This window comes from Pseudomonas sp. C7.1, assembly GCF_056312395.1.
Genome location: NZ_JBWDTL010000002.1, coordinates 400,585 through 422,624 on the forward strand (window position 1 = coordinate 400,585; position 22,040 = coordinate 422,624).

A 22,040-nucleotide genomic window follows, 5' to 3' on the forward strand; every position below is an offset into this window, starting at 1 on the left:
GGCGACCCCTTATGCGAGCCACGGGCAAACGAGCACCTTGGCGGTGTGATACCACTCGTTGCCGTCGTCGGTATCCTTCTCCAGGAGCTTGCGCGCGGCACCTTCCAGGCGCGGCGGAACCACCAGCAGGTTTGGCGTAATGCCTAGCGGGCGGCCACCGTCTGCCTTGAACTCACCCATAGCGGCGCGGGCGCTGCCATAAAACTCACCGGTAAGAGGCTGACGCGAGGCGTAGGCCATCTGCCAGAAACCAAAGCCGCCGTTGTTACGGGCACGCACGCCATGCACGTATTCGTCATGGTCAAAGACGTGATCGCTCTTGGTCGGGTCGGTTTTGCTCTCAAGCTCAGGCTTGATGCGCTCCTGGTAGATCAGCGGCTTGATGGCGCGGGTGGTATCCAGCAGGAACCACGCAGGGCCAGGGCTAGCGCCGGGAATATCGACGTTGCTGACCGACTCGGCCGAGCCTGTGCCGTCAACTTCCGGGAATACCGGGTGGTCGGTGTCGAAGAAATTCTGGCCGTCAAAGCACAGCGTGCTAAAGCCCGCGGCCAACAGGGCAAACATCAGTTCGTCCGGGTGGCTAGCAGCAGCGCGGCCCATTTCCTCGAACATCGGGCGGTAAATGCCTGCGGCGTCGTCTTCAATGGCGGTGCGTGGAACGGCCACGGTGCCTTCAAATTTCTTGTTGGTGATGGAGTAGCCGTGGGCGGCCATGTCCTTGAGAACACGCGCGCCAATCCATTCACGCAGTTTCGGGAACTGGCCTAGCCAGCCGTAAGTGTTGCTCGCAGTGGTACTGGGCACCACCGTGGCAATTTCTTTGAACAGACCTGGCGCAGACGCCAAGCCGCGTTGGTAGTCAGCGCGGTAGCCGACAAACAATGCTTGCAGCAGTGCGGGGGTTACAACGGCCATTATTTAGCCTCCGGGTTGATCAAGCTGAGGTATTCCGCCTCGGACATACCGAGCAGGCGCGCGGCATCCTTTTGCTCGGAGTTGAGAGCAGTGGTGGTTTTTGGCAGCTCATCACTGAGCACCTGCTCGGTGACGGATGGCGCGGCTTTTACGAACTCGCGGAAGCGCTCCAGACCGCCTTCTTGGTTACACGCTTTGACGTGGTAATCCTTGGTGGCAGGGGTGATCTTGCCGGCCTTGAGCGCGGCGGTGATCTCGCTATTGATGGCGGTTTCCAGCTCTTTTTCGTCGCGCTGGGTCAGGGCCTGCTCGGCGTTTTTGGCGCGTTGCTCCAGGGCGTTGTAATCGCCACGCGGCACAAACAGTTGCAGGGACGGGGATTTCTCGCTGTTCAACGCCGTTTCTTTGGCATCTTTAAGCGCTTGAATTGCCGCCACGGCTTGTTCCTCCGTGGCGTTTTCAGGCAAGCCGAGGGCTGCCCGGATGGCTTCTGTGAGCATCGGGGGTTTCTCCATTGATGGGACTTGTTCGGCGTTAAGCGCCTTGATCAACAGATTCGGCTTGTTGGTTAGGCCGAAACTGGAGAAGCGGTGAATGCGCCCGGTGTCGTCATAGGTGAAGACGGGCGACAGGTAGCGGTATTCGCGTTCGCTGATGGCGTTGCGGGCTTTGGCCGTCCAGTCCACGCGGGCTTCAAGCGCGCCGCGCTCATTTACCCGGTACTCCCGCGCCCAGCCGGATGCCGGGGCATCATCGCCCTGGGGGGCTTTCAGCTCGGTGGCGTGCAGGTAGTCAAACGGCAGGTCAGCTCCCTTGCTATGCGCCAGGGTGTTGGCCATTACTTCGGCCGGGTCATACGTCCAGGTGCGGCTGTCGCGGCCAACTACGGACGGGCCAGGCGGCAGCACCTCGACCCATTCAGGCACATCAGCGCTCAGCTCAAAACAGAGGGCTGTGGAGGTGGCGCGATTGTGGGGGGCGTTTTGTGTGTTCATGCCGCTAGTTTCGGCGGCATGACGGGGGCGGGATTAGAGGAAGGGGTTCAGTAACTGGCTAGGGCTGGTAAGCGGGGCGTTACGCCGTCTGCGATCCGGCAAGGGCTGCCCAGGCTTCGGGTATGGCAGCGGGGTTTTCTTGAACCTGGCTCGCCAGCCTGGCTTGATCAGATAGATATAACGGAACTGCAACAAGTTCCGGCGCACAGCACGGTGCAAATTGCCCCGCAAGTACTCCCCACGCTGGCCAGCCTTCTTGTGCGCAGTGAGCAGCATTGGGTGATAGGCCTCACCGTCCAGCTCATAGAAGCTGGTGCGGTGGTGGCCCAGGTACAGGAAATTGGCCGCCTGGTACACCACGCCCCAGCCACCACAGCGCTCATCAGCAAACGATTGCACCCAGGCCACCTTTGGGCAGGCCCGCTTGATGAACTTGAACGCATAGCTCAGGGCGCGGCTTTCGCTGTTGCGCGGTGCTATGTCATCCAGCCACATACGGTTTAGCTCCAGGTACTGATCAACCTGGGTGCCTGCCACGATCTTCTGCGCACCGGCCACCGGGTTTAGCGCATAGCCAAACTGCAACACGCCGCGCATCACGCCCTCGACCCATACCCCTAAGTGGATATAGGAGTTCATAACGATGCGGCCTGAATAGTGATTGGCAATGATGATGCGGTTTGCCTCGGCGCGCGGGATCAACGCGATATAGAAGGCGCTGCATCCAAAGCCTGCAAGCGCCAACTGGCCATTGAAATAGCCGACCTGGTCAGTGGTCGGCGGTGTGTACTCACCCGGCTGGGCTGGGTGATGGTCTTTCTTTGTCGCCATGAGCTACCTCGGATCGAGGCGCTCTAAGGCGCTCTGGATTCGGGCAGCTCACGGCTGTCTGACTATTGATGACCCGGCAACGCGGGCACTTGATTTGCAACAAAGTGAAGCCAGCGGCTTTGGCCAGTAAACGGCCACAGCCACCGCAGCGAATATCAATCACGGCAAGCCTTTAACTGTATGTCTAAACAGTGTTAATTTGCCCGCGCTTCGTCGACGAGGCGGGGGCCTTAGCTGGGCTTGCAGGCTGGTTCTGCGGTTCGGCGGCCGGCCAAGGTGGTGGAACACCTCGGCCGGTCGGCCCTTTCTTATGGCCGCTAAGGGCGGCCAGCCTTTCTAGTTGTTCTTCACGCCACTCAAGGCGTCCCCCGATACTGCGTTCTCCTTTAGTTCGCCCAGCAAGTGCGAGGCGTGTTCCTTCGATATTGCATACCAGCGTCTCTCGCCTGAACGATCACAAGGGGCGTTAGACCCCCGTTAGAAACGCAAAACGCCACCAACCCCACACCTTGGTGGCTCCCTCGCCGCCAAACAGCGCTTAGACGGCGTTTTAGGCGGTGTTAGTTTCCGGCTGTTTTTCTTCCAGGAGCTGCTGTGCTCTGGCCTTCCTGGACACGGCTCCGGGGTTGTAGTCCCAGCCTGGCTCGATGCCTTTGGGCACGCTGACTACCTGGCCGGTGCGTTGGTTTATGTACTCCTGCATGCCCAGGTCGGGCGCTTCGGTCATGTACTTGCCAGTGCCAATAAGGCGCTCGGCCTCGCGCTTGCTGATCTGGCGCACCCAGCACTTGCAGCCCCAGCCGTTGGGTGGAAAGTGCGACTGCCACCACGGGTGGTCAGCTGGCAGGATGATCCCGGCCCAGCCCACATGCTCTGGCCGGTGCTCGCGGCTTGGCCCCAACTGGTACAGCAAATAAGGCTGCGTTGCCGTGGTGCGCTCGATGCGCTGCCACTGGCCGGCCGCATGAGCCTGGCGCAGGTTTACGTCATAGATGGTGCGCAGGCGGCGCGGGCTGCCCAGTTGCACCTCGCGGGTTTCGCCACTCAGCGGATCGAGAAGCTCACCACGGCCCCACCAACCCAGCTTCTCCAGCAGCGGCTGCAACTCACGCTTGAACTGGGCAAAGGCCTGACCTGACTCGATCATTTCATCGACGTGCGAGCGGATCGCTTCCAGGATGTCCAGGCGCATGGCCTTGGCCACCGTCCAGGACGTGGCGTGTTCCTCGGCCCATACGTCGCGGTGATCAAAGCCGACCTTGATACCCTTGGCGCGGAAGTACTCCAGCGCATCCTTTGGCACTGGTACGGGCACATGCTCCTTGGTTGGGCCACTCACAGTGCGTCGCCTGCATCGCCTTGGCCGCGCGCCTTAAAGGCCGCGCGGGCGAGCTGCTCGATCAAGACGCTATCGTCCATCTGCTCAAGCAAGCCGGCCAGGCCAGCGCGGAAGGCATCGAAGTCGTCAGAGTCCTTGGCCAACTGCAACACCGGATCAAGCACCGGCCGCATCACAGGCACCCAGTCGGCGGCCGCCTCATCTACAAGCATGTCCAGGCTGTCGCGGGGCTTTCTGTTCCTGGTTGAGCGCCTGGCGGTGGCCACCGCATCGCTGGGCAGCTGCAGCGCTGTTCGGTATTGAGGGCAGGTGCTGCAACTGGCTGCTGGCCCGTAGGCTTGAGCAGCTGCGCGCCATCAGCCGGGGCGGATAGGCCGAACCGCCCCAGAATCGCCGACTGCTCGACTTGCAGACCGCGATCAATAAACGGCGTCAGGGCATCGGCCAGGGCCTTCAAGTCCTCTGGCTCTGTGACCTGGAATGCGACGCTCGGGTAGTTTTCCTGAGGGCCGAAGTTGTGATCGACAAACACGCGCACCAGATCGCGGTTGATCGTTGCGGCCAGTTGCTTGGCGTCGGCCTTGAGAATGTCGAGGCGCACATCGTTGTGCACGGTGGCCTGGCTCTGGCTCGACCCATCATCGGTGGTCATGGTCTGGCCGAGTACGGCCTTACTGACTTGCCTGTCCAGCCACTCGGCCAGGCGCGCGAACAGTTCGGCACCGCCTGTTGAGTTGGCGATCTCCTGAAACTCGATGAGCATTTCTTTCGGCAGCACGGCCGCCGCGTCGGCGGCGAGCTGGGCCACTGCGCGACGTAGCACGGCAATATCGTCCGGCTTAGCACCTGGGCCATAGCGGCCAATGCGCAGCGGCATGCCAAACAGCTCGGTGTAGCGCATCCAGTCCTTGAGGCTGAATGCCTTGCACATATACGACACGGCCACCAGGCGCGCCAACCCGCCACGGATCGGCAGGCCCGACTTTAACTTGGGGATATGGATAATCATCCGGCCGGGCGGAATCTCGCGACCTTCGCCGGCTTCCTCACGGATCAGCAGCTTACGGCCGGTCAGTTTGTCGAACTGGAACCAGCGCGGGTCACGGTGATCGTATTTCACCGGCCACAGCTGCTCGCCTTTCAGCTCCCAGCCGGGCTCTACAGCCGAGAAGCCTTTACCCAAACCATCGAGCAGATCGCTCACCAGGTCGGAAAACTCCGGGGCATCTACCAGCTTGCGCACAGCGTCGGCGATTTCCTCTGACCGGGCATCCTCGCCACCGGCCTCAACACTGACCGGCACGCCCGCTACAGCCCGCTTACGGGTGCCCAACACCGAGGCATAGTGCAGGTCTTTCTCTTCCATCTCTTCGGCGAGTACCAGGTACTCCAGGATGTCGCCGGTAGCAGCGTTCTGCAGGATGGTGCGCAGGCGCGCCGGGTCGAGCGACGACGATACCGAATCAACGCCCCAGGCCTGGTGAACGCCGGTTGTAGTGGCCTGGATCACCTCTTGCAGCATGGACTTTTTCGGGAACGGCTTACCGCTCGCGTCCAGGATTGGCGACTCATCCATTACAGAACACCTCCAGCCGCCCAGGTATTCACCGGGTCGGCGTTGTCATCATCGAATCCGGGTTTGTTGTTGCGGTCAGGGCGCACGGGTTCATAGCCATAGCTTTCAACTTCAAGACGTGTGGCGGCATAACCCAGTGCCAAAGCAATCGCGGCGTCGCCGTGGCGCTGGCCACCTTCGCCCTGGGTGCGGCTCTTACCGAGCTTGAGGATGCCGTCGATCATCTGCAGCGCTCGCAAGTCATCGAGCACCAGGGCATCGCGCGGTATCTCCAGCAAGGCGTCCTCAAAAGCCGCCTTAAACGCTGGCATGTTGTCCATATACCAGCGGTCGGAGAGCTTCACTTGCTGGATGCAGCCGCCATAACGGTGGCCAGCGGCTTCGGCCAGATACCCGCCGTTGCCGGTGGCATCCATGGCCCCACCCATCAGGCGTGGTAAGCGGTCGACGATGTAGAACAGCACCTGTTCCTGTTGGCGATACGGCATATTGCGCAGCTCGACCAGGAACGGCACACGGCAACGCAGATCGAGGCCGACCGCATAGGGCGCGATCACAGTCAGGTCGCCGGTACGGCCGAAGTCTTCACCAAAGGCATGCAGCTGCTGCGGATCGAGTAGCTTGAGCAGGGGCAGCAGCTCGCGCTCGCACCAGTCACGAATCTCGGCCTCACGCAGGCGCTCATCCCAGTGGGTGAACTCATCCGGCATTTTCAGGCGCACCACTGGCGCTTCGACCATGCGCGACTCGACCAGGGCGCGCGACAGTGCAGCGCCTGCCGACTCGGCCGGGATGCAATCCAGCTCCTCGGCCGCACCGTCGCCATAGAACGCATACACATCAGCGACCCAGGCGTCCTCGGCGGCCTGCGTCCACTCTTTACCCAGGCGCATGCACACGCGCCGGTACAGCCCATGGGCCACCGCATCGCGAAAGGTAATGCGCTGCACCACGCCCTTGCGCTTACCCGCGCGGATGTCCTGAATCAGGGTGTTAAAGGCGTTCTTCACCCCGTTATGGGTCGAGATAACGCGCAGCTGGCCGCCCCAGATCAGCAGCGCCAGGGCGGCTTTTAGCACTTCATCAAGCTGTTCGTGGAATGCCGCCTCATCGAGCACCACCCGACCTTGTCGACCGCGCAGGTTGGACGGCCGGCTGGTCAGCGCCACGATACGGTGGCCGCTGCCTGGGAAGGCAATGCCGAACGTTTTGATGTGCTTGTCGCCATCCTCCCAGATGCCTTCCTCAATTTCGCTGGCGGCGTGGTTGAACATCCGCGCCCACATTGCACAGGCCTGGATGTACTCAATGGTCATGTCCTGGTTGTAGGCGATGTAGTAGGTATTCATCCCGCCCGCGTCCTTGGCCGAGGCGGACAGCAGCACATCGTCTGCCGCTTCGGCCCAGGTGAGGCCGGTGCGCCGGCTTTTCTCGATGACCACCAGCGGGCCTTGCTCGGCGAGCCACTCCTGCTGGTACGGCAGCAGGACGGCCGGCACATCCAGGTCGGCGGTATTGGGGATTTGCTCGGCAAGGTTCACTTGGCCACCCCAAGGATCTCACGGCGCATCTCGGCCACGGTATCGGCGGTGAGGCCTCCTTTTTTGGCGATCTTCTCCACGGCATTAGCGGCGACTTCGGCACGCTCACGCACCTCGGCTTGCCATTTTTTCTGCACAACGGATGCGCGGCCCAGCTCGGCCACGGCCTTGGCCATCTTCGCCAGATCGACCTTGCCGTCCTGAGCCATAAGGCTGTTGAAAATCTGTTCCTGCACCAGGCGCATCAACGCTTCGTTGACTGCACCCTCATCATCAGGGGCGGCCGCTACCATGGCTTTTGCCTGCTCGCTGGCTGTCCTCAACGCGGCCAGGCGGCCTTCGAAGTTCTGGCCATATTCGTGCAGCGCTGATTTGCCGATGCTGTGGCCGCGCTCAGCCAAGGCAGAGGACAGCAGCTCGTATTGGCTGAAATTGTTCTCGATCAACGCCTGGTCAAGCCACGCCTTTACCTCGGGCGGGAGCGCCAGCACCTTGCTTCTAGGTGGCATAGGTCAAGCGCTCCAGTATTTTTCCGGGCGAGCAATGCCTGCATTGCATTCGATGGTGTACTCGGCGATATCCACTCCATAGTGGGTCAGGCCACAGACCCACGGGCCGGACGGCTGTTTCTTCAGCGTTACCAGGCGGCGGTCGTGCAGGTAGTCCAGCTCGCGGCGCAGCTCCAGCTGCGTGGCGTCTGGATAGATTCCCTGGATGGTAGACAGCACCACCGCCTCATGCGGGTCAACCGGGCGCGAGGTATTCAGGGTCAGCAGGATGTACCAGCGCAGGGTTTCCCGGCGTGCTTTGGCTGCATCGATCATTGCGCGTTCCTTTTGAGCAGGATGTTTTCAAACTTGAGCGCCAAGCCATCCAGCTTGGCCTCGATCACAGACTGGCCACGCACCCAATCCTCGCGCCGGACATATTCCAGCGGCAGTTCAGCCTTGAAGTGGAGGAACGCGCGGTCCAGTTTCTGCAATGCTTCCGCGTCCTTGTCCTGACGCTGCAATACCTTGGCGAAGCTATCTTCCCAGTGTTGGCTGGCGATCTTTCGCGCCTCATCCTGGCCAGCGAAACGCTCACCAAGACGCTTCTCGAACTGCCAGAGCAGCAACTTGACCAGCCCGGTGATGATCGTGGCGAACACACCCATCAACGTGGCGGCGGTGCCTAAATCCATTTGCATCAGTGCGTCTCCTGTACGGCATCAATCAGAAGGTCAAGCTGCGCGGCGGTGTTGCGGCACTGCTCGGCGTAGCGAGTGTGGTGCTCCAGGACGTCGCGCTGGCTGATGCCTGAATCGAGTTGCTCAGCGGCTCGGCCTTCGGCGACTTGCGCAGCAGCTCGGCCGGTATCTGAGGCCGTGGGCATTCCGGGGGCGGCGGCTCCGGTTGCTTCGTCATAAACGCGCACCCAACCAGCAGTGAACACGCAAGCAGGCAGAGGCTTAGGCGGCGCGTCGAGGGCGTCACGATAGAGGTCGTTAACACGGGCAATCTCCCCTGTAAGGCGGTCTGTGGTTTTTCGGTGGGTGCGCTGCTGCTCGGCCAGGTCGGCGGCTAGCTTGTCGTTGTGGGCTTGCTCTTCCTGCAGGCGTTTGGCGGCTGCTTTGGCACTGGCGGCAGCGCGGCGGGTCATATCAAGTTGCGCCCCTGCATGCTCCAGACGCAGCTGTTCTAGGGCCAGCGCGCCGTCACTTTTGGCTTGGGCATGCCCCTGGTCGTAGGCATCTTGCAGAGCTGACAGAAAGAACGAGAGTGCAAGAAGTAATAGGCCAAGCCCCAAGCCTGCCTTGAACCAGGTCGAGCTGAAAGCGCTCATAGGCCCGCCTCACAAAGCTTGCGCTCGGCCGCACGGCGAAGCACTAGCCCACCCAGTTTGCGACCACCGGCGCTCACCCAGTAACTGAGCTGTGCGCAGGCTGGCTGGATACGGCCAGCCTGCAGATGCAGCAGCAGGGTCGAGTGGCGGCCACTCTTGAGCCAGACAAAGCCGTCTTTTACGCCCGGTTTGCCGGGGCCGACGTTGTAGATAAAGGACAGAAAGGCCGCGATGCTTTTGATATCCATGCTCGCGATAACCTTGATGGGCACCCAGCGTTCAAAAACCTCCGCTGCCTCCTGGAGCGCGAGCTGGGTTTTCTGGTCGCACTCGGCATCTGTCGCCACGTCGCCAAGGCGCACGCCATACGTCCAGCCCTCACAGATTGTCGGGATGCCTACAGGGTCGAGGTACGCCAGCAGGTTGCGACCTTCGTAATGGGCGACAACGGGTGTGGCGGCAACGATTGCCAGCGCGATGCGGCTTTTAATGCCCACGGGGTGCACCTCCGATCAGCGCGCGTAGCTCGGCCAGGCGCTGATTGCCGAACTCAGGCGCGGAACTGGTGTGGTGAATGACGCTGTTTTTGGCTTCGCGACGGGGGGCCGCTGGTGGCGTTTCGCGTGCGCTTTGCGCGCGACGGTCGATGTGTGCCCGGTAGCTCTTGACCTTGGCAAAGCCAATCCGCACGTATTCCTCTACCAACGGCCGCAACTCGGCTGGGCAGCGCTCCATCATCAATTGGCGCTGCGCCAACACCGGCTCGGCCAGAATGGCGGCGGCCAGGTCGCGCGGGTTGGGCTGGGATACGGGGGCTTGAATGTTCATGCCGCCATAGTCGGCGGCATGAGAGGGGAGGCTTTAGAGGATGGGGTTCAGCGGTGCGGCTAGGGTTTATGGCCGGATTGATAGCTGGAGCGTGCACAACCATTGCTGTCATAACTTACGTGAGTGACAGCAAGGTACTTATCTTTCCAGTAGGTGCTGCTACCGGCACCCTGCGCGCCATCATTGTTGGGCTTGCCATACATGCTTTCCACATCCTTGCGAGTCATGCCAGGCACCACCTCGCCACGCACTTTCGCGGTGCGTAGATCGCGATCAGACAACCCTGTAGAGCAAGGGGGCGGCGCGACTGATCCACCCACCACCGTAACCCCTCCAGAGGTAGGCCGGGGGGCTCGCATATCATCGGCCAGTTGCTTGAACTCCTGGCGCAGTAAGTCTCGCCGACTGCCTGGCTCCGGTGCCATCGTTGACGGTGTGCTGCTACCACTGGGGGCAGCATTGTGAGCCCGCACCACATCGGCCAGCACCTTTCCGTCCGGGCACTGCTGCTGAGTAAATGTCACTTTTCCTGAAGCATCCACACATTTGAACACGGTGGCCGCTTGAGCCGGCAGCGCTGTACAGCACAGTAGAGCAAGCAATAGACGCATGGTTCCCTCCTTAACAGTCAATGCAACTTTAACGCGAGACCCCTCGCAACCCAAGCAGGCGGCTAATCGAACAACCCTGATTGGCTGCTGCTCAAAGGCTGCTTGAGAATAATCCAGACGCGGCGATCACTCAGACGATACGTGCGGGCGAGCTCTGCAACCACCGTATTAGCGGAAACACCGTCACGCACAGCCTGTTCAAACTGGCGATGCATTTCAAGATCGCGCAACCGGCGTAGTGCCACGTCACACCGGGGAATGTACACATCATCACGCTCTGGCATGAGTTGTGTCAGCCGTTGCGCGGCCTCTTCGCCCACAATATCGGCCAAGGCGGCAACCCGCGCCTGCCCCGATGGGCCAAAGCCTTTGGCAAAGAACCAGGACGTGCCGCCAATTTCGTCTACCAGCTTCATCGCCGCTGGTAGCCCTGCAATGTCGGCAATACGGCGGACAGTCTCCGGCAACAACTCGCGTACCTGCTCAATATTCACTGTACAGGCCTCCCGTGGCGTTTGGCATCGTAGGTCAGTGCAGCAATCAGGCGGCGCAGCTGGTCGGCGTCGCACCACTCGACACGCTCAACCTTGAACATGCGCAGGGCCATCGCATCGGCATAGCTCCAGGGGCGATTAGCTTCGGCTAGGAAGGCCTCGATCTTGGATACCTGGGCGGCACGGTCAGGTGCTGGCTTGGGGGCTGCGCGTCGGGCTTTCTTCGCAGGGGCTGGCTTAAAGCCCAGGCGCTCAAACTCGGCCAGAACCTCACTGGTCTGACGCTTGTCCAGGTCTTTTGCCGAACGCACGCGGGCAATGCGAAACAGCAACGCCCGGTAGGTGTCGTCATCGAGGCCGAGCTGCTGCTTGGCAATATGGATTTTAGCCAGGCTCATTGCAGCCGCCCGCGACGCTTCAGAACTGACGGAGTTTCGTAGTAACACGCCTTGCAATGGGCGGCTAAGCCGTCCTTTCTCCGCGTTTCCCGGAAAAAGAACTCTTCGTCAGCAGGCCAGTATTCACTGCACTTGCTGCATAGCTTTTCCGGGCCATACCAGGCGGCTCGTTGAGTGGGCGTCGCATAATCGGCAGGTTGAACATTCATACCGGGTTCCTCGGGTTCATGGCATCGCGGAATGCCTGCGGGTCGCGCCTGGCCATGCCCGCCATGTAGCGGGTCATAAGCGTTATCACTTCCTCGACTTCCTCATACTCACCAACCTGCTGCATCAGCGCCCAGTCGGCACGGGTGCCCCGGTAGGTGGTCAGTTTTGTCACTTCCGCGCCCACACGCTCTCGATGCGCCGCGTCGCGGTTGCGCTTGTCCTGTTGGCGGTCGGCATCCTGCTTGCGGATGCGCTCCGTCCGTTTTGTCTTACTCATCTTGGCTGCTCATCAGTACCGGGCAACCACACCCGGCAGACCGTCGCCCTGGTGGGCGAGGTTTCGCTTAGTGCAGTGCTAGTGGCGCTTGCCCCTGGACACCATGGTTAAGCTGTACATCGCTGGCAGCACATAACCCAGCAGCTGCATCGTCCATGGCGCGCTGGCTCAAAGCCTTAGTTTTGGCATTGCGATCCACCGTCTTGCCCTTCTCGATCTCGGGGTGGTGCTTGAGCATGTACGCATCAGCGGCAGGCGATGGCTCAGCCCCTGCGAACTCGGAGACCTTGGAGCTGACTCCCCACACCCAGGCCTCGCAGAACTGATCGGCGCGCTTGGTTTTGGTTGTCGACTTACAGCGCTTGAGCGCCGTGCCGATGTAGTCGCGACGCGCCTGGCGTACCTGACGTAGCAACACTGCCATCGTGTAACTGGCCAGCTCGGCCATTTCACCGATAAAGCGCCACTCACCGAGTCCAGCCATAAACAGCAGGCGGCAGGCATAGGCTTTAGCCACCGTGCCGGCCAAGTTCGCCTCCCACTGCACGGGCTTCATTTTCGAGCCGCTCCGGGTGCCGTGCTCCTCGATGTCGATCATGTCCACGTCCGACTGTTCGAGCTGGTACTTCTCCATCAGCGCGCGGGCCTGGCGCATTGCTGCAGCGGCTTCGTGCGGGTTGCTGCTATTGGCCAGGCTCAAGCACTTCTTGATCTTGTCCAGGGCTTTCTTGTGATCCATGTTGCTCTCCGTACTCGGCTGCTCATCAGTACCCAGCAACCACGCTGGGCAGACCACCACCGGCTAGGCCGGGGCGGTTTCGCTTAGGGGTTCAGTGCGTCCTCCAGGGCTTTGCCGGTGGCCAGCTTGACCGTGACTTTGGCCGGGATCTCGATGGCCGCGCCGGTTGCCGGGTTGCGACCAGTACGGGCGGCACGCTGGCTGGCCTTGAGTTTGCCGAGACCGGGCAGCGGCACGTCGCTCCCGGCTTTAAGGGTGCGGGTGGCGATGATGGACAGACGGTTAAGCACCGCCTCGACTTGGGTTTTATTGATCGGCGTACCGCTTACACCCACTTCCTGGGTGATGGTGTCGATCAGGTCTTTTTGCGTCAGTTGCATGGTGATTCCTCGCTTAGTGCAGGGTTGGTTTGGGTTCGGTGGTAGTTGCATTGCGCTTGGCCTGGCACTTCGGGCACTGGCACGGCCGCTTGGCTGCCTTGTTCAATATTCCTTGGGCGACCTCGACCAGGCCTTTGGCGAGCAGCGCCGCTGCCGTTTCTTCGCCGCTGCCTTCGTGACGGATGGAAATGCCACCGTCCAGGTCGTTGATGGTGATGGTGTGTTGAGCCATGGCGTGGGCCTCCTAGCGTTGGTGTTTGAAGCTGATGTGATAATCGCGAGCCCTTTGGCGCACGGTCTTTTCGGTCATGTGCAGCTGCTTGGCGATCCACTTCGGCGGTTCGCCCAGGGCGGCGCGCGCCATGATCTGCGCGGCCTGCTTGGTTTCTAGGTCGCTGGCCGTATCTGGTGCTGGTTCAGGCTGCGGCTTAGCAGGCTCAACCGTTGCAGGTGCCGTTGATGCTGGTGCCGCCTGGAACAGGTGGGCGTAGACAGGCGTCTTCTCGGCGTTGATGACGAATACCGCTGGCGCATCGCTCATCTGGTAGCCGATCTGCTCGATCTTTCCGCCCTTGGCCAGAAACGCCTCGGTGGCCTGTTCAATGCGCAGTGCCTCGTTTTCCAGATGCGCGGAACGCTCCGGCAGTGGATGGTTGTGAGTTTCGTTGTAGCGCTGCATTCAAGCCCCCAGCGCCCGGAAACCCGGCCCATTGCGTTCGCCCAGGTACTGGATGTAGCGAGCAAGAGCGGTCATCCCTTCACGCTGACTCGCTGCCTCAGGGACACCAGGCACGAACAGCGTTTCGTTGTCGTGACGAGATAAGCGCGCCGTGACCTCGATGGTGTCGCGGACCTTTTGGTCTGTGCCCGTGGCGATTCCGATGGCTCCATCGGGCACAGACGAGCCGAACTGGATGTGCCCGGAGGCGAAGCAATAGGCGATGACTTTGGCGGTACTGGGCTTAGGCTCGACGGCTTGATCCAGGTATTCGATACCATCACGTGGGTGGTACGGGTTGCTGTGCTTCTCACCGTCCAGCTTGATCAGCAAGTGCGAGCCGCTGGCGCCGGTAATCGTTCCAGGCTTGCCGTAGGCATTGACCCGGCCGCCTTTTTTGGCCGCGACGTGGTAGTTGGTGCGGATGTATTCCAAGCTCATGTTTAGTCCTCCTCGGAACGCAGGCGCTCAAGCAATTCGGCCGCTTTCTCAGCCTTCGGGCCAGTGATAACCGTCACTAGGTAATCGCTACCGCTGTTCAACTCCAGGTGCACTACGTCGAAGACATCCGCCTCGCTTTTTTCAGCGTCATCAAGCAGATTGAGCAAAGAGGTGCTCGGCCAGGTCATTTTCGTCAGAAGTCCCATCTCACACCCCCGCAATATCAAGGCTGACCGTCTTGTAAGCCCCGTCTTTCTGGCGCTCCTGCACTCGGACATAGATCGCTTTGCCAGATACGGCCAGGCTGTCCTTGACCGCCTCCATGGCCTTTTTCCACTCGGGGTCATCGATCTCTATCCGCATCATTTCGGCAACGCGGGAAACGCTGATTTCGCCCTGGCGATTGAGGCGAAATGCATTGGTAGCGATGGTGACCAGGTGCTTGTTCGATTCATCGCTCCAGGAGCGGATGCACTCGAATACCTTGGCCTTGGCGACCTCCATTTCCTCTGTGTAGGTGATGCGGTCTGCGGAGACCCGTTGCACCCTGTAGCTGCCATCAAAGCTCGTGAGCGTGACGTTGCCCTTCGGCCCGCCAAGCTTCATGTCGTACTTCTCGCCCGCGATGCTGATGAGGTCATCAATATCAGCCAGGGCTTTGGCTTTCAGCACCTTGAGTGCGGCGCTAAGGGTCACTGCCATGGTGGCGATTTCGGTCACAACTCCATCGCGCAGCTTGTCCTGCTCTCGGATCTCGGTTTCGTGCACCAAGCCGCCTACGGCGTTGCGCACCCAGCCTTCGGGGATCTGAATTTGTTGTGCTTGCATGTAATTGTCCTCAGTGAAAAGTCAGGTCGATGCCAGCCGGGGCGGCGGTGTTCAGGTTGTCGCGGTAGCTAATGGGTTCGCGCCATTCCAGAAATACGCCCTGAAACAGCGCGGTGAAGGCGGTGCTGCCCGCCGTTGCGCGGCGTGTGAGCCCAAGCACCTGGCGCTGGCTCACCAGACGGCGGCCGGCTTCGTGGTCGATTTCCAGGCGGTTGCCCTGCAGGTCAATGCGGTGCAGGCGTACGCCCTGGCGCTGTAATTCGCGGCAGGCTTGGTTGAAGTTGGCGACCTGGGCGCGGTGGTCCTTGGTAAGCACTTTCAACGGCCGTTCAGTGGATGCGTGCATGGGCGTTCTCCTGGGCGGTGCAGGTGGGGTTGTTTGCGCAGAACTGGCAGGCGCGCCAGTGCTGCATCGCGCTGGGGTTGTGGGTTGGCGCTGCTTTTTCGCGGTAGCTTTGGCACTGCGCGCTGGTGACAACCTCGCCCAGGGCCACGCAGTCCAAACGGCCCAGCACATCCATTACGCGGCGTTCAACGCCAGCCGTGCTGGGTGATGGGTAGCGGTTGGCGAGCACCAGGCTTACAGCGGTGCGGCTCATGCCGATGCGCTGACCGGTTTTGGTCATGTTGCTGCGGGCCACCTCGGCCCCCAGCAGTTGCACAAACAGCGGGGGCTGCTCGCCCCAGGCTTCAAGGCGGACGGCGTTCATTCGTCCACCTCGGCTGGCTGGCGATAAACCACTTCACCCAGGTTGGGATCGAACACCTGACCAACGCGCTGGATCATCGGCGGTCGTGGGCCGGTGTCTGCACCATGGGCCAGGCGGTAGCGCGCCATGGTCGCAGGAGTGCCGGGCTTACCGACCACAACCAGCACCAGGTACTCGGCTTTATGCAGCCATTGCAGGTAAGACCTGGCCGTGTTCAGGCTCACGGCCTCGCCGCAGGCAAGGGTGCTCTGCACCAGGTCGCGGGCGTCCACTTCACGCAGGATGCGTAGGCTGCGCCACATGGCCTCGACCCCGCGCCCTTGAGTGTTGAGCGTGCCGTCGCGGTTGAGCTTCGGTGCTTCGGCTCCTACGTCCTTTTGCAAGGTGTAGGTCGCAGCAGCGTAAGTTTTGCCGTTCTTCAGCACGTAGCCACCAGCAATCAGGCAACGCAGGAAGGTCAGCACGGTGTCGTCTTCAACCTTTGCTGCTCGGGCCAGGCTGTACACGCTGGCACCGTCACGGCACTCGCGCAGGGCTTCCCAAATGCGCTGGCGGTTGCTTTTGCCGCCCAGCATTTGCAGGTCAGCGGGCTTGCGTCCTGTCGCCATTACACCCCCCTCCGTGGCGGCTGACCGTTGTACCAGCCACGCTTAGCCCAGGTGGCCAAGTCCATGCTGTTCAGACCCAGCGCCTGGGCTTCGCTGTGGACGCGGTACAGGTTGACCGCCACGCGGCGCAGGCAGCCTTTGACCTCGCGGTGCAGGTCGGCCAACAAATCGTCAGCCATGCTCACTTTCGGGTAACTAACGCGGGCCAGTTGTTGCACATCCACTGTCGTGGCAGGTTGGGCTGGTACCCACTCCAGCACGCGGTTATGCAGGCGCTCCAGCTTGGCCAGGCTGGCGGGCACGCGCTCTTCACCGATCAGCACGATGGTGCCCTGGCTGGCGTTATAGAGGTCGGTCAGGACGTTGGCGGCGGCCTTGTCCAGCAGGTACTGCACGTCATCAACAATCAGCGGGCGACCGCTGCGGCTGAGTTGCTCGGCGATCTGGTCAACCATCTCGCTCAGGGTGCGTCCTGGCAGGATGCCCATGTCGCGAAGGATGGCCAGCAGAAAGGCCTTTTTCGTCCAGGTGTCGCGGCACTCAACGTAGTACGCGCGGTGTTGGTTCGCCGCCCAGGTGGCAGCCACCGACTTACCAAGGCCGCTGGCCGCATACATCACGATCAAGCCTGGCAAGCCCTGCGGACGCAACATGGCGCGCTCGATGGCGCTGGCCAGCAGGCCCACATTGGTCAAAGGTACGATTTTAGAAACACTCATTGTTGTAGCTCCCTTGGTCAAGCGCGGGCCTGTTCGTCCGCGAATTCATACATGCGTTGAATGGATTTGAAGTCTTGGTGCTTGGGGTAGTTGGCGTGCCAACGCGCTTCGTCGTCGGTCAGTTCGCCGCCAGTGGCCTGGCGTCCGTCGAGTTCTTCCCAGAGGCGGTAGCGGGCCATGGAGTCGCCGGGAATCACGAACTCCGGCTCGGCCTGCCCCAGTCGGGCGGTGTATTCCTTGGCCTCGACTAGGCGCTGCTGGTAAATCCCGTCATCGGAGGTAGGCCGCTCAATCACGCGCACCTCGACCTCTTTGCCGGTGAGCGTTTCGCCCTTGGTGCCCAGTCGTGCCAGTTGGCCCTTGATGCGTGTGTCCTGTTTACGCTCAAGCTTGGTGAACACGGGGCGCACATTGCCGTTGAGTACGGCCTCACCAATGTGTTCGCCGTCCAGGCTGAAAATGCCCACTTGCTTGGCATCGCGGTAATCCCAAGCAACGCGTACTTGCTCGCCATGCAGGGCCACCAGATCCTGGAGAAAGTAGATGCCGCCGTTAATGCGCACCTGGCCTCGGTCAACAAACCGCACTTCTTGCGGCCGCGTCAGCGAGGTCACCAGGTCAAGCGATGCTGTCAGCGGCTCGAAACCTTCCATCACGGCTGCGGCCCAGGCTTCGTTCGGCGTTTGGTGGCGCACCCTTCCGGTCTGCGGGTCGCGGGTTTTCGGCAGGCCACGGTGTGGATGGTCGTTGTAGGCATCCAGGGCGGCAGCCAGGCGCGGCCAGAACTCGAACAGGGTGGGGATTTCTTTCGGCTGCTCACCGGCCTTGAGTGCCTTGCGGCTGATGCGGTGCACGCGAGTACCCGCCTGCTTGTCCATATCAGCACCGATATAGCTGTCGAATTCTTTCGCCAGGCGCACCAGGATGGTTCTGTGCGAGCGCTCGATAACGCCACGGGCTTGGCTGTTGTAGGGCAGTGCGTTGGTCATGCCACCACCCAGGCGGTCAATCACCTCACGCACCTGGGCGTTGTCGAAGCCCGACCCGTTGTCCACGTAGAACTCGCGGAACATGCCGCAACGGGCAATGCCGCTGCACAGCATGTCCAGCGTGGCCAGCGCCGACTCGGCCAGGTTGATGGCGTAGCCCACGACGCGGCGGGTGCGCCAGTCCAGGCAGGTGGTGATCTCTGGCCGGAAGGCTTTGCCGGTTCTCGGGTCAATGACCTCGGCGTCGAACTTATGGCCGTCCGCCACCCATACATCATTCGGCCACAGGTGGTCGCTGCCCAGGCGGTGGAATGCCTGGAGCGACTTCAACTCCTGCGGGCTCATGCGGCCGGCTTCGCGAGCCTCGGGGCTAAGCTTGGCCAGAAACCGCCGCACCGCATGAATGCTCGGGCAGCCTGGATTCTCAGCGCTAAACGCGGCATAGGCAGCTTCGGCACTGGGCTTTTGTGGACGCTGGTAGTGTTTGAGGAAAGCTGGGGCCCAGGTCGGCATGCTCATATCTGGCTTGCGCCGGGCCGGTGCCAGAGCAATCTCGCCATGCTTGCGAAAGTCCGCTAGCCAGCGCTTGAGGGTGCGCTCACTGAGGCTGCGGTCAGGGTTCTTGCGGTCGTTGGCACGCTCAACACGCTCAGCCAGGTAGGGGCTAAGCTGCCCATCACGGGCCAGGCCGACCAGGGTCATGATGGCCCGTTGCTGGCTGACCATCTGGCTCATGCGCTCAAGTTCGCGAATGAGCACCACCCGCGCACCCATCACATCGCGTTGATCATCGTTTAAGCGTGACGCTGAAACGGCATCACGCTTAGGCACATTGAGCGTATGTACTACGCTCGGAACGGTATCGGCCTGCGGTTGTTCCTGCTGCACCAAGCGCGCCAGTAGGCCCGCCTGAGTTTCGACAGGTAGCACTGCGAAGGAGTATTCACGGCCACCGCCTCGACCTAGACGCAGTTGCGCCTCCCAGTCTTCACGCTTCGCAAGGCGGATAAGCCCGCTAACAGATGCTGGCATGCCCGGTAAGCCGACAAGTTCCTGGGCGGTGAACCACTTACGCATGGTCACCACCTCTATATAGGCGGGGGCTCAGTTCTCGGTTAGGTTGGACGGTGCCAACCAAACCCACACCAACCGAGGAACCCCCAATGAAAAAGCTAACAGGCGACGAACCCTTCACACTGGAAGCTGCCAAGCAGTGGCTACTTACCTTGGAAGACCAGTTGTATTTCGCCCGGCGCAACGCCTTTGCCGCGAAGTTCGTGACAGGCAATTTGCTCATGCGCTTGCACAGAGACGGAGTGATCGATACAGCAGCGCTCATTGCTGATCTCCATCCGGCTTGCGATCGCCTCGAACCATACGAGTCACGCGCCGCCAAAGACTTTCTTTCAGAGTTACTGGAGACGCTTTACCTAGATGCTCCTCCGACCATAAATTGAGGCATTGGGACGGGGCGCAGCCTGGCTCTGTACGTGAATCGCGCGGGATATAAATCCGCGGTCGGTCAGTTGCACCACTCTTGGTTTGTGCAAGCAACTTCCCGGCTACTTGCTTGAACCGAGCCGCGTCCCAGCCTTCTACCAGCGCCAAATCCAACAGAGCACGCAGCGCGACCAGTTCATCGGCCGGACGTGCAACATCAGCCTGGAATGCCCCTGGCTCGGCGGTGCGCTGCGCTTCTGTTGGCAGGACGTGCAAGGCATATTCGCGAGCTTTAGTGCCCGTGCGACGTTTTGACGGCCAACCTTCGCGCTTAGCTCGAAGGTTGACCCCCTGCGGCGTGCTCGGCAGTCCCGGCAACCCAGCCAATTCCTGAGCGGTGAACCACTTACGCATGGCCTTCACCCTTACCCGCAGCCTTATAAGCAGCGACCAGACCACACACCATACTGGTGGCATCAAAGGTTTTACCTGCTGCCACCCAGGCCGCGCGGACGGTCTCGTCAAGACTCATATCCGGCGCGACGACAGTCGCCAGCGCCGTTGCTTCATCCAGAAGACGAGTCGCACCCCAGCGTTCGAGCAGGGCCAACGTAAGCATTGCCTGCAGTGGATGCACCACAGCCTCCCAGCCGTCATGCCCCTGTCTTTTTAGAGCCTTGCGTGCGTGGTGAACCAAGCGCTGCATTTGCTCGGCAAGACGCCGTTCGTGCGCTGCAAGCATCTTGGGGCTGGTGATTACAGGTTCTTCGCTCATTGCTGCTCTCCCATCAATCGCTTGAGTTCCCGCGCCTGGCGCGCCGACTCATCACGGGTACGCTCCAGGCGGCCCAGTTCGGCCAGCAGGGCATCGCGCCCATAGGCCACCCGGCCACCGCGCAGCGCTACCTGCCAGTCGGTCAGCAGATGGCTGGCGCACACCTCCTCAAGCAGCGTCGCTCTATAAAAAGGCAGGTTGTGGTCAGTGCGTGCCGGGCTGGCCCAGGCGTCGAGCATGTTCTTGCTCACGTCGTCGCCACTCAGGCGCGACATACGGGCGGCAATCTCATAGCGATCCAGCTCGGAGCCTTTCAGCATCTCGCTGACCAGCTCGCTTACCTGGGCGGCATAGTTGCCGCAGCCCGGCACGGTCAGCACCGCGCGTGGTACTTCGAAGATGTCTAACGTGCGGTCGTCTTTTCCGTGGCGCATGTCTAGGCCTCCGCGCCGGTTTTACGGTGCCCTAGGGCACAAGCTGGGTTATGCTTTTGCATACGCGCTGGCATAGCTTCTGGGCGCTTGGTGCGGATACGGTTTGGGGTGCCATCGGCATTCCAACGCTCCGGCCAGAGCTTCTCGACCTTCAGGTCAAGGGCCTTGGCGATTGCCCGTTCCATGCGCGGATAAGCAGTACGCTTCACGTTTTTGAGGGCTGGGCCGGATACGTGCAGCTCTCGGGCGAGTTTGGCCAGTGACGTACCGTTGGTGCGGAGCTGGTACTTGATCCATTCCCAACGCAGGGCGGGGTCAAGGGGGATATCGGCTGTGTTCATGCTTGGCGTCCATTGCAACCACCTGGCAGGGTGGTTTTTTGGGGTGTTTAACGTTTCTTACGACACAAGAATGCAGTCAAATTAAGATGCTTGCAAGCAAATATGAGTGGTCAATGTTTAGTTTTCCGGCAAATTTGATTGCCTTTGGAGAAATCCCAATAAAATCAATTGCTTATCGTTTGTTTGACTTTAGTGACCGGGCGTTGGCTCTTGGTCAAGGTAAGCCCTATGAACTTTGACGGCTTCGAGATCAGGCTAAAGGAAGCTATTGGCGCTCAGACCCCGTATGCATTCGCCAAAAAGTGCGGCATATCCGAGAGCCTTGTACGGAAATATTTGAGTGGTGGTTCCCTGCCGAGCATTGAGCGGGCCTGGGTGATGGCTAGAGCAGCGGGGGTTTCGCTTGACTGGCTAGCTGACGGAAGCAGCTACGTCGCTAAAGATGTTTTAGAGCAGAAAGTATGCGTTGAGGACGATGTCTATGCCTTCGTACCCCTCTACGACGCCCGCTGCAGTGCAGGCAACGGCGCATGGAATGAGCGTTCCCGCGTCCTGGTGCAGCTGTCGTTTACGCGCTATAGCCTGCGCAAGAAGGGCCTGACGCCCGCTGACCTGGCGTGCCTTCACGTAGATGGCGACTCGATGACAGGCCTGCTGGAAGACGGCGACACGGTCATGATCGACCAGAGCCGCAATGCGCTTGAGGGTGAGGGTGTTTATGTGGTGCTGCTCGATGACCACCTGTACGCCAAACGGCTACAGCGCGACTTCGATGGCTCGGTGCGCATCATCAGCCACAACAAGGAGTACCAGCCGGTGATCGTCCCCAAGGATCGCCTGGCCGAGCTGCACATCGTCGGCCGCGCGGTATGGGCAGGCGGCTGGCTGATTTAATGCGCCGCTTAGAGCTGTGCCATAACCGCCGCAAAAACCGCCTAGGTGGCCGTTTTGCAGTTTTGGCACTGTTCCGGCCCGCCGCCAACGGCCTACCGGCCTTAACCCCGCACCATGCCTGGCCGCCCGCCATCACCCGGCATCTTCCGGCACGCCTCCCGGCCTGTGCCAATACTCCCACT

Annotated in this window: 37 protein-coding genes, 2 other RNA genes and 1 pseudogene; 3 read left to right on the top strand and 37 right to left on the bottom strand. The window is 61.0% G+C overall.

What is annotated here, in order from left to right; genetic code table 11:
- Positions 1–9 precede the first annotated feature (9 nt).
- The 33 genes from AC0T4W_RS03125 to AC0T4W_RS03285 all read right to left on the bottom strand — a co-directional run bounded on the left by AC0T4W_RS03125 (position 10) and on the right by AC0T4W_RS03285 (position 19,051).
- Positions 10–918 carry a Mu-like prophage major head subunit gpT family protein gene (locus tag AC0T4W_RS03125; RefSeq protein WP_476315938.1) on the bottom strand — a complete coding sequence of 303 codons (909 nt, stop codon included), beginning with the start codon at positions 916–918 and terminating at the stop codon, positions 10–12.
- Complete coding sequence (locus AC0T4W_RS03130; protein WP_476315941.1) at positions 918–1,913, bottom strand: phage protease; 996 nt, start codon at positions 1,911–1,913, stop codon at positions 918–920. Before AC0T4W_RS03130 ends, AC0T4W_RS03125 begins: the two co-directional genes overlap by 1 nt.
- A gap of 33 nt (positions 1,914–1,946) precedes the next feature.
- Entirely contained in the window at positions 1,947–2,744 is a 798-nt protein-coding gene (locus tag AC0T4W_RS03135; RefSeq protein WP_476315944.1) for a Mom family adenine methylcarbamoylation protein, read from the bottom strand.
- Entirely contained in the window at positions 2,704–2,907 is a 204-nt protein-coding gene (locus tag AC0T4W_RS03140) for a Com family DNA-binding transcriptional regulator (protein ID WP_476315947.1), read from the bottom strand. The genes AC0T4W_RS03135 and AC0T4W_RS03140 overlap by 41 nt, the downstream gene beginning before the upstream one ends.
- A 387-nt stretch (positions 2,908–3,294) precedes the next feature.
- A complete protein-coding gene (locus AC0T4W_RS03145; protein WP_476315951.1) occupies positions 3,295–4,083 on the bottom strand; it encodes a phage head morphogenesis protein in 789 nt (262 codons plus the stop codon).
- On the bottom strand, positions 4,080–4,295 hold the full coding sequence (locus AC0T4W_RS03150) for a hypothetical protein (RefSeq protein WP_476315953.1): 216 nt from the start codon (positions 4,293–4,295) through the stop codon (positions 4,080–4,082). Before AC0T4W_RS03150 ends, AC0T4W_RS03145 begins: the two co-directional genes overlap by 4 nt.
- Positions 4,286–5,659 (bottom strand): DUF935 domain-containing protein, encoded by a 1,374-nt coding sequence (locus tag AC0T4W_RS03155; protein WP_476315956.1) that lies wholly within the window; start codon positions 5,657–5,659, stop codon positions 4,286–4,288. The genes AC0T4W_RS03150 and AC0T4W_RS03155 overlap by 10 nt, the downstream gene beginning before the upstream one ends.
- Positions 5,659–7,200, bottom strand: a complete 1,542-nt coding sequence (locus tag AC0T4W_RS03160) for a hypothetical protein (protein WP_476315959.1) — start codon at positions 7,198–7,200, stop codon at positions 5,659–5,661. The genes AC0T4W_RS03155 and AC0T4W_RS03160 overlap by 1 nt, the downstream gene beginning before the upstream one ends.
- Positions 7,197–7,709 (bottom strand): DUF3486 family protein, encoded by a 513-nt coding sequence (locus AC0T4W_RS03165; protein WP_476315961.1) that lies wholly within the window; start codon positions 7,707–7,709, stop codon positions 7,197–7,199. The genes AC0T4W_RS03160 and AC0T4W_RS03165 overlap by 4 nt, the downstream gene beginning before the upstream one ends.
- Positions 7,710–7,712: 3 nt before the next feature.
- Positions 7,713–8,024, bottom strand: a complete 312-nt coding sequence (locus AC0T4W_RS03170; protein ID WP_476315964.1) for a hypothetical protein — start codon at positions 8,022–8,024, stop codon at positions 7,713–7,715.
- Positions 8,021–8,389, bottom strand: a complete 369-nt coding sequence (locus tag AC0T4W_RS03175) for a hypothetical protein (protein ID WP_476315967.1) — start codon at positions 8,387–8,389, stop codon at positions 8,021–8,023. Before AC0T4W_RS03175 ends, AC0T4W_RS03170 begins: the two co-directional genes overlap by 4 nt.
- Positions 8,389–9,024 (bottom strand): DNA-packaging protein, encoded by a 636-nt coding sequence (locus AC0T4W_RS03180; protein ID WP_476315970.1) that lies wholly within the window; start codon positions 9,022–9,024, stop codon positions 8,389–8,391. Before AC0T4W_RS03180 ends, AC0T4W_RS03175 begins: the two co-directional genes overlap by 1 nt.
- Complete coding sequence (locus tag AC0T4W_RS03185) at positions 9,021–9,521, bottom strand: lysozyme (RefSeq protein WP_476315973.1); 501 nt, start codon at positions 9,519–9,521, stop codon at positions 9,021–9,023. The genes AC0T4W_RS03180 and AC0T4W_RS03185 overlap by 4 nt, the downstream gene beginning before the upstream one ends.
- A complete protein-coding gene (locus AC0T4W_RS03190; protein WP_476315976.1) occupies positions 9,511–9,852 on the bottom strand; it encodes a hypothetical protein in 342 nt (113 codons plus the stop codon). Before AC0T4W_RS03190 ends, AC0T4W_RS03185 begins: the two co-directional genes overlap by 11 nt.
- Before the next feature lie 59 nt (positions 9,853–9,911).
- Complete coding sequence (locus AC0T4W_RS03195) at positions 9,912–10,463, bottom strand: DUF4124 domain-containing protein (protein ID WP_476315979.1); 552 nt, start codon at positions 10,461–10,463, stop codon at positions 9,912–9,914.
- Positions 10,464–10,525: 62 nt separating this feature from the next.
- Positions 10,526–10,957 (bottom strand): Mor transcription activator family protein, encoded by a 432-nt coding sequence (locus tag AC0T4W_RS03200; protein ID WP_476315982.1) that lies wholly within the window; start codon positions 10,955–10,957, stop codon positions 10,526–10,528.
- Complete coding sequence (locus AC0T4W_RS03205; protein WP_476315985.1) at positions 10,954–11,355, bottom strand: gp16 family protein; 402 nt, start codon at positions 11,353–11,355, stop codon at positions 10,954–10,956. Before AC0T4W_RS03205 ends, AC0T4W_RS03200 begins: the two co-directional genes overlap by 4 nt.
- Positions 11,352–11,564: a hypothetical protein gene (locus AC0T4W_RS03210; protein WP_476315988.1), complete on the bottom strand. Its 213-nt coding sequence runs from the start codon at positions 11,562–11,564 to the stop codon at positions 11,352–11,354. The genes AC0T4W_RS03205 and AC0T4W_RS03210 overlap by 4 nt, the downstream gene beginning before the upstream one ends.
- The gene (locus tag AC0T4W_RS03215) at positions 11,561–11,842 is read right to left on the bottom strand and encodes a hypothetical protein (protein WP_476315991.1); all 282 of its coding nucleotides are present in this window, start codon (positions 11,840–11,842) and stop codon (positions 11,561–11,563) included. The genes AC0T4W_RS03210 and AC0T4W_RS03215 overlap by 4 nt, the downstream gene beginning before the upstream one ends.
- Positions 11,842–11,911: hammerhead ribozyme type II (locus AC0T4W_RS03220), an RNA gene on the bottom strand. The genes AC0T4W_RS03215 and AC0T4W_RS03220 overlap by 1 nt, the downstream gene beginning before the upstream one ends.
- The gene (locus tag AC0T4W_RS03225; protein ID WP_476315994.1) at positions 11,910–12,581 is read right to left on the bottom strand and encodes a DUF2786 domain-containing protein; all 672 of its coding nucleotides are present in this window, start codon (positions 12,579–12,581) and stop codon (positions 11,910–11,912) included. The genes AC0T4W_RS03220 and AC0T4W_RS03225 overlap by 2 nt, the downstream gene beginning before the upstream one ends.
- A gap of 12 nt (positions 12,582–12,593) precedes the next feature.
- Positions 12,594–12,666: hammerhead ribozyme type II (locus AC0T4W_RS03230), an RNA gene on the bottom strand.
- Positions 12,665–12,961 carry an HU family DNA-binding protein gene (locus tag AC0T4W_RS03235; protein ID WP_476315996.1) on the bottom strand — a complete coding sequence of 99 codons (297 nt, stop codon included), beginning with the start codon at positions 12,959–12,961 and terminating at the stop codon, positions 12,665–12,667. Before AC0T4W_RS03235 ends, AC0T4W_RS03230 begins: the two co-directional genes overlap by 2 nt.
- Positions 12,962–12,974: 13 nt before the next feature.
- Entirely contained in the window at positions 12,975–13,193 is a 219-nt protein-coding gene (locus AC0T4W_RS03240) for a hypothetical protein (protein ID WP_476315999.1), read from the bottom strand.
- A gap of 12 nt (positions 13,194–13,205) precedes the next feature.
- On the bottom strand, positions 13,206–13,640 hold the full coding sequence (locus tag AC0T4W_RS03245) for a hypothetical protein (RefSeq protein ID WP_476316002.1): 435 nt from the start codon (positions 13,638–13,640) through the stop codon (positions 13,206–13,208).
- Positions 13,641–14,120 carry a hypothetical protein gene (locus AC0T4W_RS03250; RefSeq protein WP_476316005.1) on the bottom strand — a complete coding sequence of 160 codons (480 nt, stop codon included), beginning with the start codon at positions 14,118–14,120 and terminating at the stop codon, positions 13,641–13,643.
- A gap of 2 nt (positions 14,121–14,122) precedes the next feature.
- Positions 14,123–14,326, bottom strand: a complete 204-nt coding sequence (locus AC0T4W_RS03255; protein WP_476316008.1) for a hypothetical protein — start codon at positions 14,324–14,326, stop codon at positions 14,123–14,125.
- Between the two features lies 1 nt (position 14,327).
- Complete coding sequence (locus tag AC0T4W_RS03260) at positions 14,328–14,948, bottom strand: DUF3164 family protein (protein WP_476316011.1); 621 nt, start codon at positions 14,946–14,948, stop codon at positions 14,328–14,330.
- Between the two features lie 10 nt (positions 14,949–14,958).
- Positions 14,959–15,294 carry a hypothetical protein gene (locus AC0T4W_RS03265; RefSeq protein WP_476316013.1) on the bottom strand — a complete coding sequence of 112 codons (336 nt, stop codon included), beginning with the start codon at positions 15,292–15,294 and terminating at the stop codon, positions 14,959–14,961.
- Positions 15,278–15,658 carry a hypothetical protein gene (locus AC0T4W_RS03270; protein ID WP_476316016.1) on the bottom strand — a complete coding sequence of 127 codons (381 nt, stop codon included), beginning with the start codon at positions 15,656–15,658 and terminating at the stop codon, positions 15,278–15,280. Before AC0T4W_RS03270 ends, AC0T4W_RS03265 begins: the two co-directional genes overlap by 17 nt.
- Positions 15,655–16,266 carry a hypothetical protein gene (locus AC0T4W_RS03275; RefSeq protein ID WP_476316018.1) on the bottom strand — a complete coding sequence of 204 codons (612 nt, stop codon included), beginning with the start codon at positions 16,264–16,266 and terminating at the stop codon, positions 15,655–15,657. The genes AC0T4W_RS03270 and AC0T4W_RS03275 overlap by 4 nt, the downstream gene beginning before the upstream one ends.
- The gene (locus tag AC0T4W_RS03280; RefSeq protein WP_476316021.1) at positions 16,266–16,985 is read right to left on the bottom strand and encodes an AAA family ATPase; all 720 of its coding nucleotides are present in this window, start codon (positions 16,983–16,985) and stop codon (positions 16,266–16,268) included. The genes AC0T4W_RS03275 and AC0T4W_RS03280 overlap by 1 nt, the downstream gene beginning before the upstream one ends.
- Positions 16,986–17,002: 17 nt before the next feature.
- Positions 17,003–19,051 (bottom strand): DNA-binding protein, encoded by a 2,049-nt coding sequence (locus AC0T4W_RS03285; protein WP_476316024.1) that lies wholly within the window; start codon positions 19,049–19,051, stop codon positions 17,003–17,005.
- An 86-nt stretch (positions 19,052–19,137) separates the two neighbouring features.
- Between AC0T4W_RS03285 and AC0T4W_RS03290 the strand changes: the two genes are divergently transcribed.
- Positions 19,138–19,431, top strand: coding sequence for a hypothetical protein (locus tag AC0T4W_RS03290; RefSeq protein ID WP_476316084.1), 294 nt, complete (start codon positions 19,138–19,140; stop codon positions 19,429–19,431).
- Positions 19,432–19,531: 100 nt separating this feature from the next.
- Here AC0T4W_RS03290 and AC0T4W_RS03295 read toward each other — a convergent pair.
- From AC0T4W_RS03295 to AC0T4W_RS03310, 4 genes and pseudogenes are all read right to left on the bottom strand, one after another.
- A pseudogene (locus AC0T4W_RS03295) lies at positions 19,532–19,891 on the bottom strand (DNA-binding protein); the annotation flags it as partial.
- Positions 19,821–20,189 (bottom strand): hypothetical protein, encoded by a 369-nt coding sequence (locus AC0T4W_RS03300; protein WP_476316027.1) that lies wholly within the window; start codon positions 20,187–20,189, stop codon positions 19,821–19,823. The pseudogene AC0T4W_RS03295 and the gene AC0T4W_RS03300, both read right to left, overlap by 71 nt.
- Positions 20,186–20,623, bottom strand: coding sequence for a hypothetical protein (locus AC0T4W_RS03305; protein WP_476316030.1), 438 nt, complete (start codon positions 20,621–20,623; stop codon positions 20,186–20,188). Before AC0T4W_RS03305 ends, AC0T4W_RS03300 begins: the two co-directional genes overlap by 4 nt.
- Before the next feature lie 2 nt (positions 20,624–20,625).
- Positions 20,626–20,964 (bottom strand): helix-turn-helix domain-containing protein, encoded by a 339-nt coding sequence (locus AC0T4W_RS03310; RefSeq protein WP_476316033.1) that lies wholly within the window; start codon positions 20,962–20,964, stop codon positions 20,626–20,628.
- A 2-nt stretch (positions 20,965–20,966) separates the two neighbouring features.
- Between AC0T4W_RS03310 and AC0T4W_RS03315 the strand changes: the two genes are divergently transcribed.
- Together AC0T4W_RS03315 and AC0T4W_RS03320 are read left to right on the top strand one after the other, a co-directional pair.
- A complete protein-coding gene (locus AC0T4W_RS03315; protein WP_476316036.1) occupies positions 20,967–21,203 on the top strand; it encodes a hypothetical protein in 237 nt (78 codons plus the stop codon).
- Positions 21,193–21,858: a LexA family transcriptional regulator gene (locus AC0T4W_RS03320; RefSeq protein WP_476316039.1), complete on the top strand. Its 666-nt coding sequence runs from the start codon at positions 21,193–21,195 to the stop codon at positions 21,856–21,858. Before AC0T4W_RS03315 ends, AC0T4W_RS03320 begins: the two co-directional genes overlap by 11 nt.
- Positions 21,859–22,040 lie beyond the last annotated feature (182 nt).

Coding starts and splice junctions, on each gene's coding strand:
- AC0T4W_RS03125 (WP_476315938.1), bottom strand. CDS start 918: ATGGCCGTTGTAACCCCCGCACTGCTGCAAGCATTGTTTGTCGGCTAC.
- AC0T4W_RS03130 (WP_476315941.1), bottom strand. CDS start 1,913: ATGAACACACAAAACGCCCCCCACAATCGCGCCACCTCCACAGCCCTC.
- AC0T4W_RS03135 (WP_476315944.1), bottom strand. CDS start 2,744: ATGGCGACAAAGAAAGACCATCACCCAGCCCAGCCGGGTGAGTACACA.
- AC0T4W_RS03150 (WP_476315953.1), bottom strand. CDS start 4,295: ATGCTTGTAGATGAGGCGGCCGCCGACTGGGTGCCTGTGATGCGGCCG.
- AC0T4W_RS03155 (WP_476315956.1), bottom strand. CDS start 5,659: ATGGATGAGTCGCCAATCCTGGACGCGAGCGGTAAGCCGTTCCCGAAA.
- AC0T4W_RS03165 (WP_476315961.1), bottom strand. CDS start 7,709: ATGCCACCTAGAAGCAAGGTGCTGGCGCTCCCGCCCGAGGTAAAGGCG.
- AC0T4W_RS03170 (WP_476315964.1), bottom strand. CDS start 8,024: ATGATCGATGCAGCCAAAGCACGCCGGGAAACCCTGCGCTGGTACATC.
- AC0T4W_RS03175 (WP_476315967.1), bottom strand. CDS start 8,389: ATGCAAATGGATTTAGGCACCGCCGCCACGTTGATGGGTGTGTTCGCC.
- AC0T4W_RS03180 (WP_476315970.1), bottom strand. CDS start 9,024: ATGAGCGCTTTCAGCTCGACCTGGTTCAAGGCAGGCTTGGGGCTTGGC.
- AC0T4W_RS03190 (WP_476315976.1), bottom strand. CDS start 9,852: ATGAACATTCAAGCCCCCGTATCCCAGCCCAACCCGCGCGACCTGGCC.
- AC0T4W_RS03195 (WP_476315979.1), bottom strand. CDS start 10,463: ATGCGTCTATTGCTTGCTCTACTGTGCTGTACAGCGCTGCCGGCTCAA.
- AC0T4W_RS03205 (WP_476315985.1), bottom strand. CDS start 11,355: ATGAGCCTGGCTAAAATCCATATTGCCAAGCAGCAGCTCGGCCTCGAT.
- AC0T4W_RS03210 (WP_476315988.1), bottom strand. CDS start 11,564: ATGAATGTTCAACCTGCCGATTATGCGACGCCCACTCAACGAGCCGCC.
- AC0T4W_RS03215 (WP_476315991.1), bottom strand. CDS start 11,842: ATGAGTAAGACAAAACGGACGGAGCGCATCCGCAAGCAGGATGCCGAC.
- AC0T4W_RS03225 (WP_476315994.1), bottom strand. CDS start 12,581: ATGGATCACAAGAAAGCCCTGGACAAGATCAAGAAGTGCTTGAGCCTG.
- AC0T4W_RS03235 (WP_476315996.1), bottom strand. CDS start 12,961: ATGCAACTGACGCAAAAAGACCTGATCGACACCATCACCCAGGAAGTG.
- AC0T4W_RS03240 (WP_476315999.1), bottom strand. CDS start 13,193: ATGGCTCAACACACCATCACCATCAACGACCTGGACGGTGGCATTTCC.
- AC0T4W_RS03245 (WP_476316002.1), bottom strand. CDS start 13,640: ATGCAGCGCTACAACGAAACTCACAACCATCCACTGCCGGAGCGTTCC.
- AC0T4W_RS03250 (WP_476316005.1), bottom strand. CDS start 14,120: ATGAGCTTGGAATACATCCGCACCAACTACCACGTCGCGGCCAAAAAA.
- AC0T4W_RS03255 (WP_476316008.1), bottom strand. CDS start 14,326: ATGGGACTTCTGACGAAAATGACCTGGCCGAGCACCTCTTTGCTCAAT.
- AC0T4W_RS03260 (WP_476316011.1), bottom strand. CDS start 14,948: ATGCAAGCACAACAAATTCAGATCCCCGAAGGCTGGGTGCGCAACGCC.
- AC0T4W_RS03265 (WP_476316013.1), bottom strand. CDS start 15,294: ATGCACGCATCCACTGAACGGCCGTTGAAAGTGCTTACCAAGGACCAC.
- AC0T4W_RS03270 (WP_476316016.1), bottom strand. CDS start 15,658: ATGAACGCCGTCCGCCTTGAAGCCTGGGGCGAGCAGCCCCCGCTGTTT.
- AC0T4W_RS03275 (WP_476316018.1), bottom strand. CDS start 16,266: ATGGCGACAGGACGCAAGCCCGCTGACCTGCAAATGCTGGGCGGCAAA.
- AC0T4W_RS03280 (WP_476316021.1), bottom strand. CDS start 16,985: ATGAGTGTTTCTAAAATCGTACCTTTGACCAATGTGGGCCTGCTGGCC.
- AC0T4W_RS03285 (WP_476316024.1), bottom strand. CDS start 19,051: ATGCGTAAGTGGTTCACCGCCCAGGAACTTGTCGGCTTACCGGGCATG.
- AC0T4W_RS03290 (WP_476316084.1), top strand. CDS start 19,138: ATGAAAAAGCTAACAGGCGACGAACCCTTCACACTGGAAGCTGCCAAG.
- AC0T4W_RS03300 (WP_476316027.1), bottom strand. CDS start 20,189: ATGAGCGAAGAACCTGTAATCACCAGCCCCAAGATGCTTGCAGCGCAC.
- AC0T4W_RS03305 (WP_476316030.1), bottom strand. CDS start 20,623: ATGCGCCACGGAAAAGACGACCGCACGTTAGACATCTTCGAAGTACCA.
- AC0T4W_RS03310 (WP_476316033.1), bottom strand. CDS start 20,964: ATGAACACAGCCGATATCCCCCTTGACCCCGCCCTGCGTTGGGAATGG.
- AC0T4W_RS03320 (WP_476316039.1), top strand. CDS start 21,193: ATGAACTTTGACGGCTTCGAGATCAGGCTAAAGGAAGCTATTGGCGCT.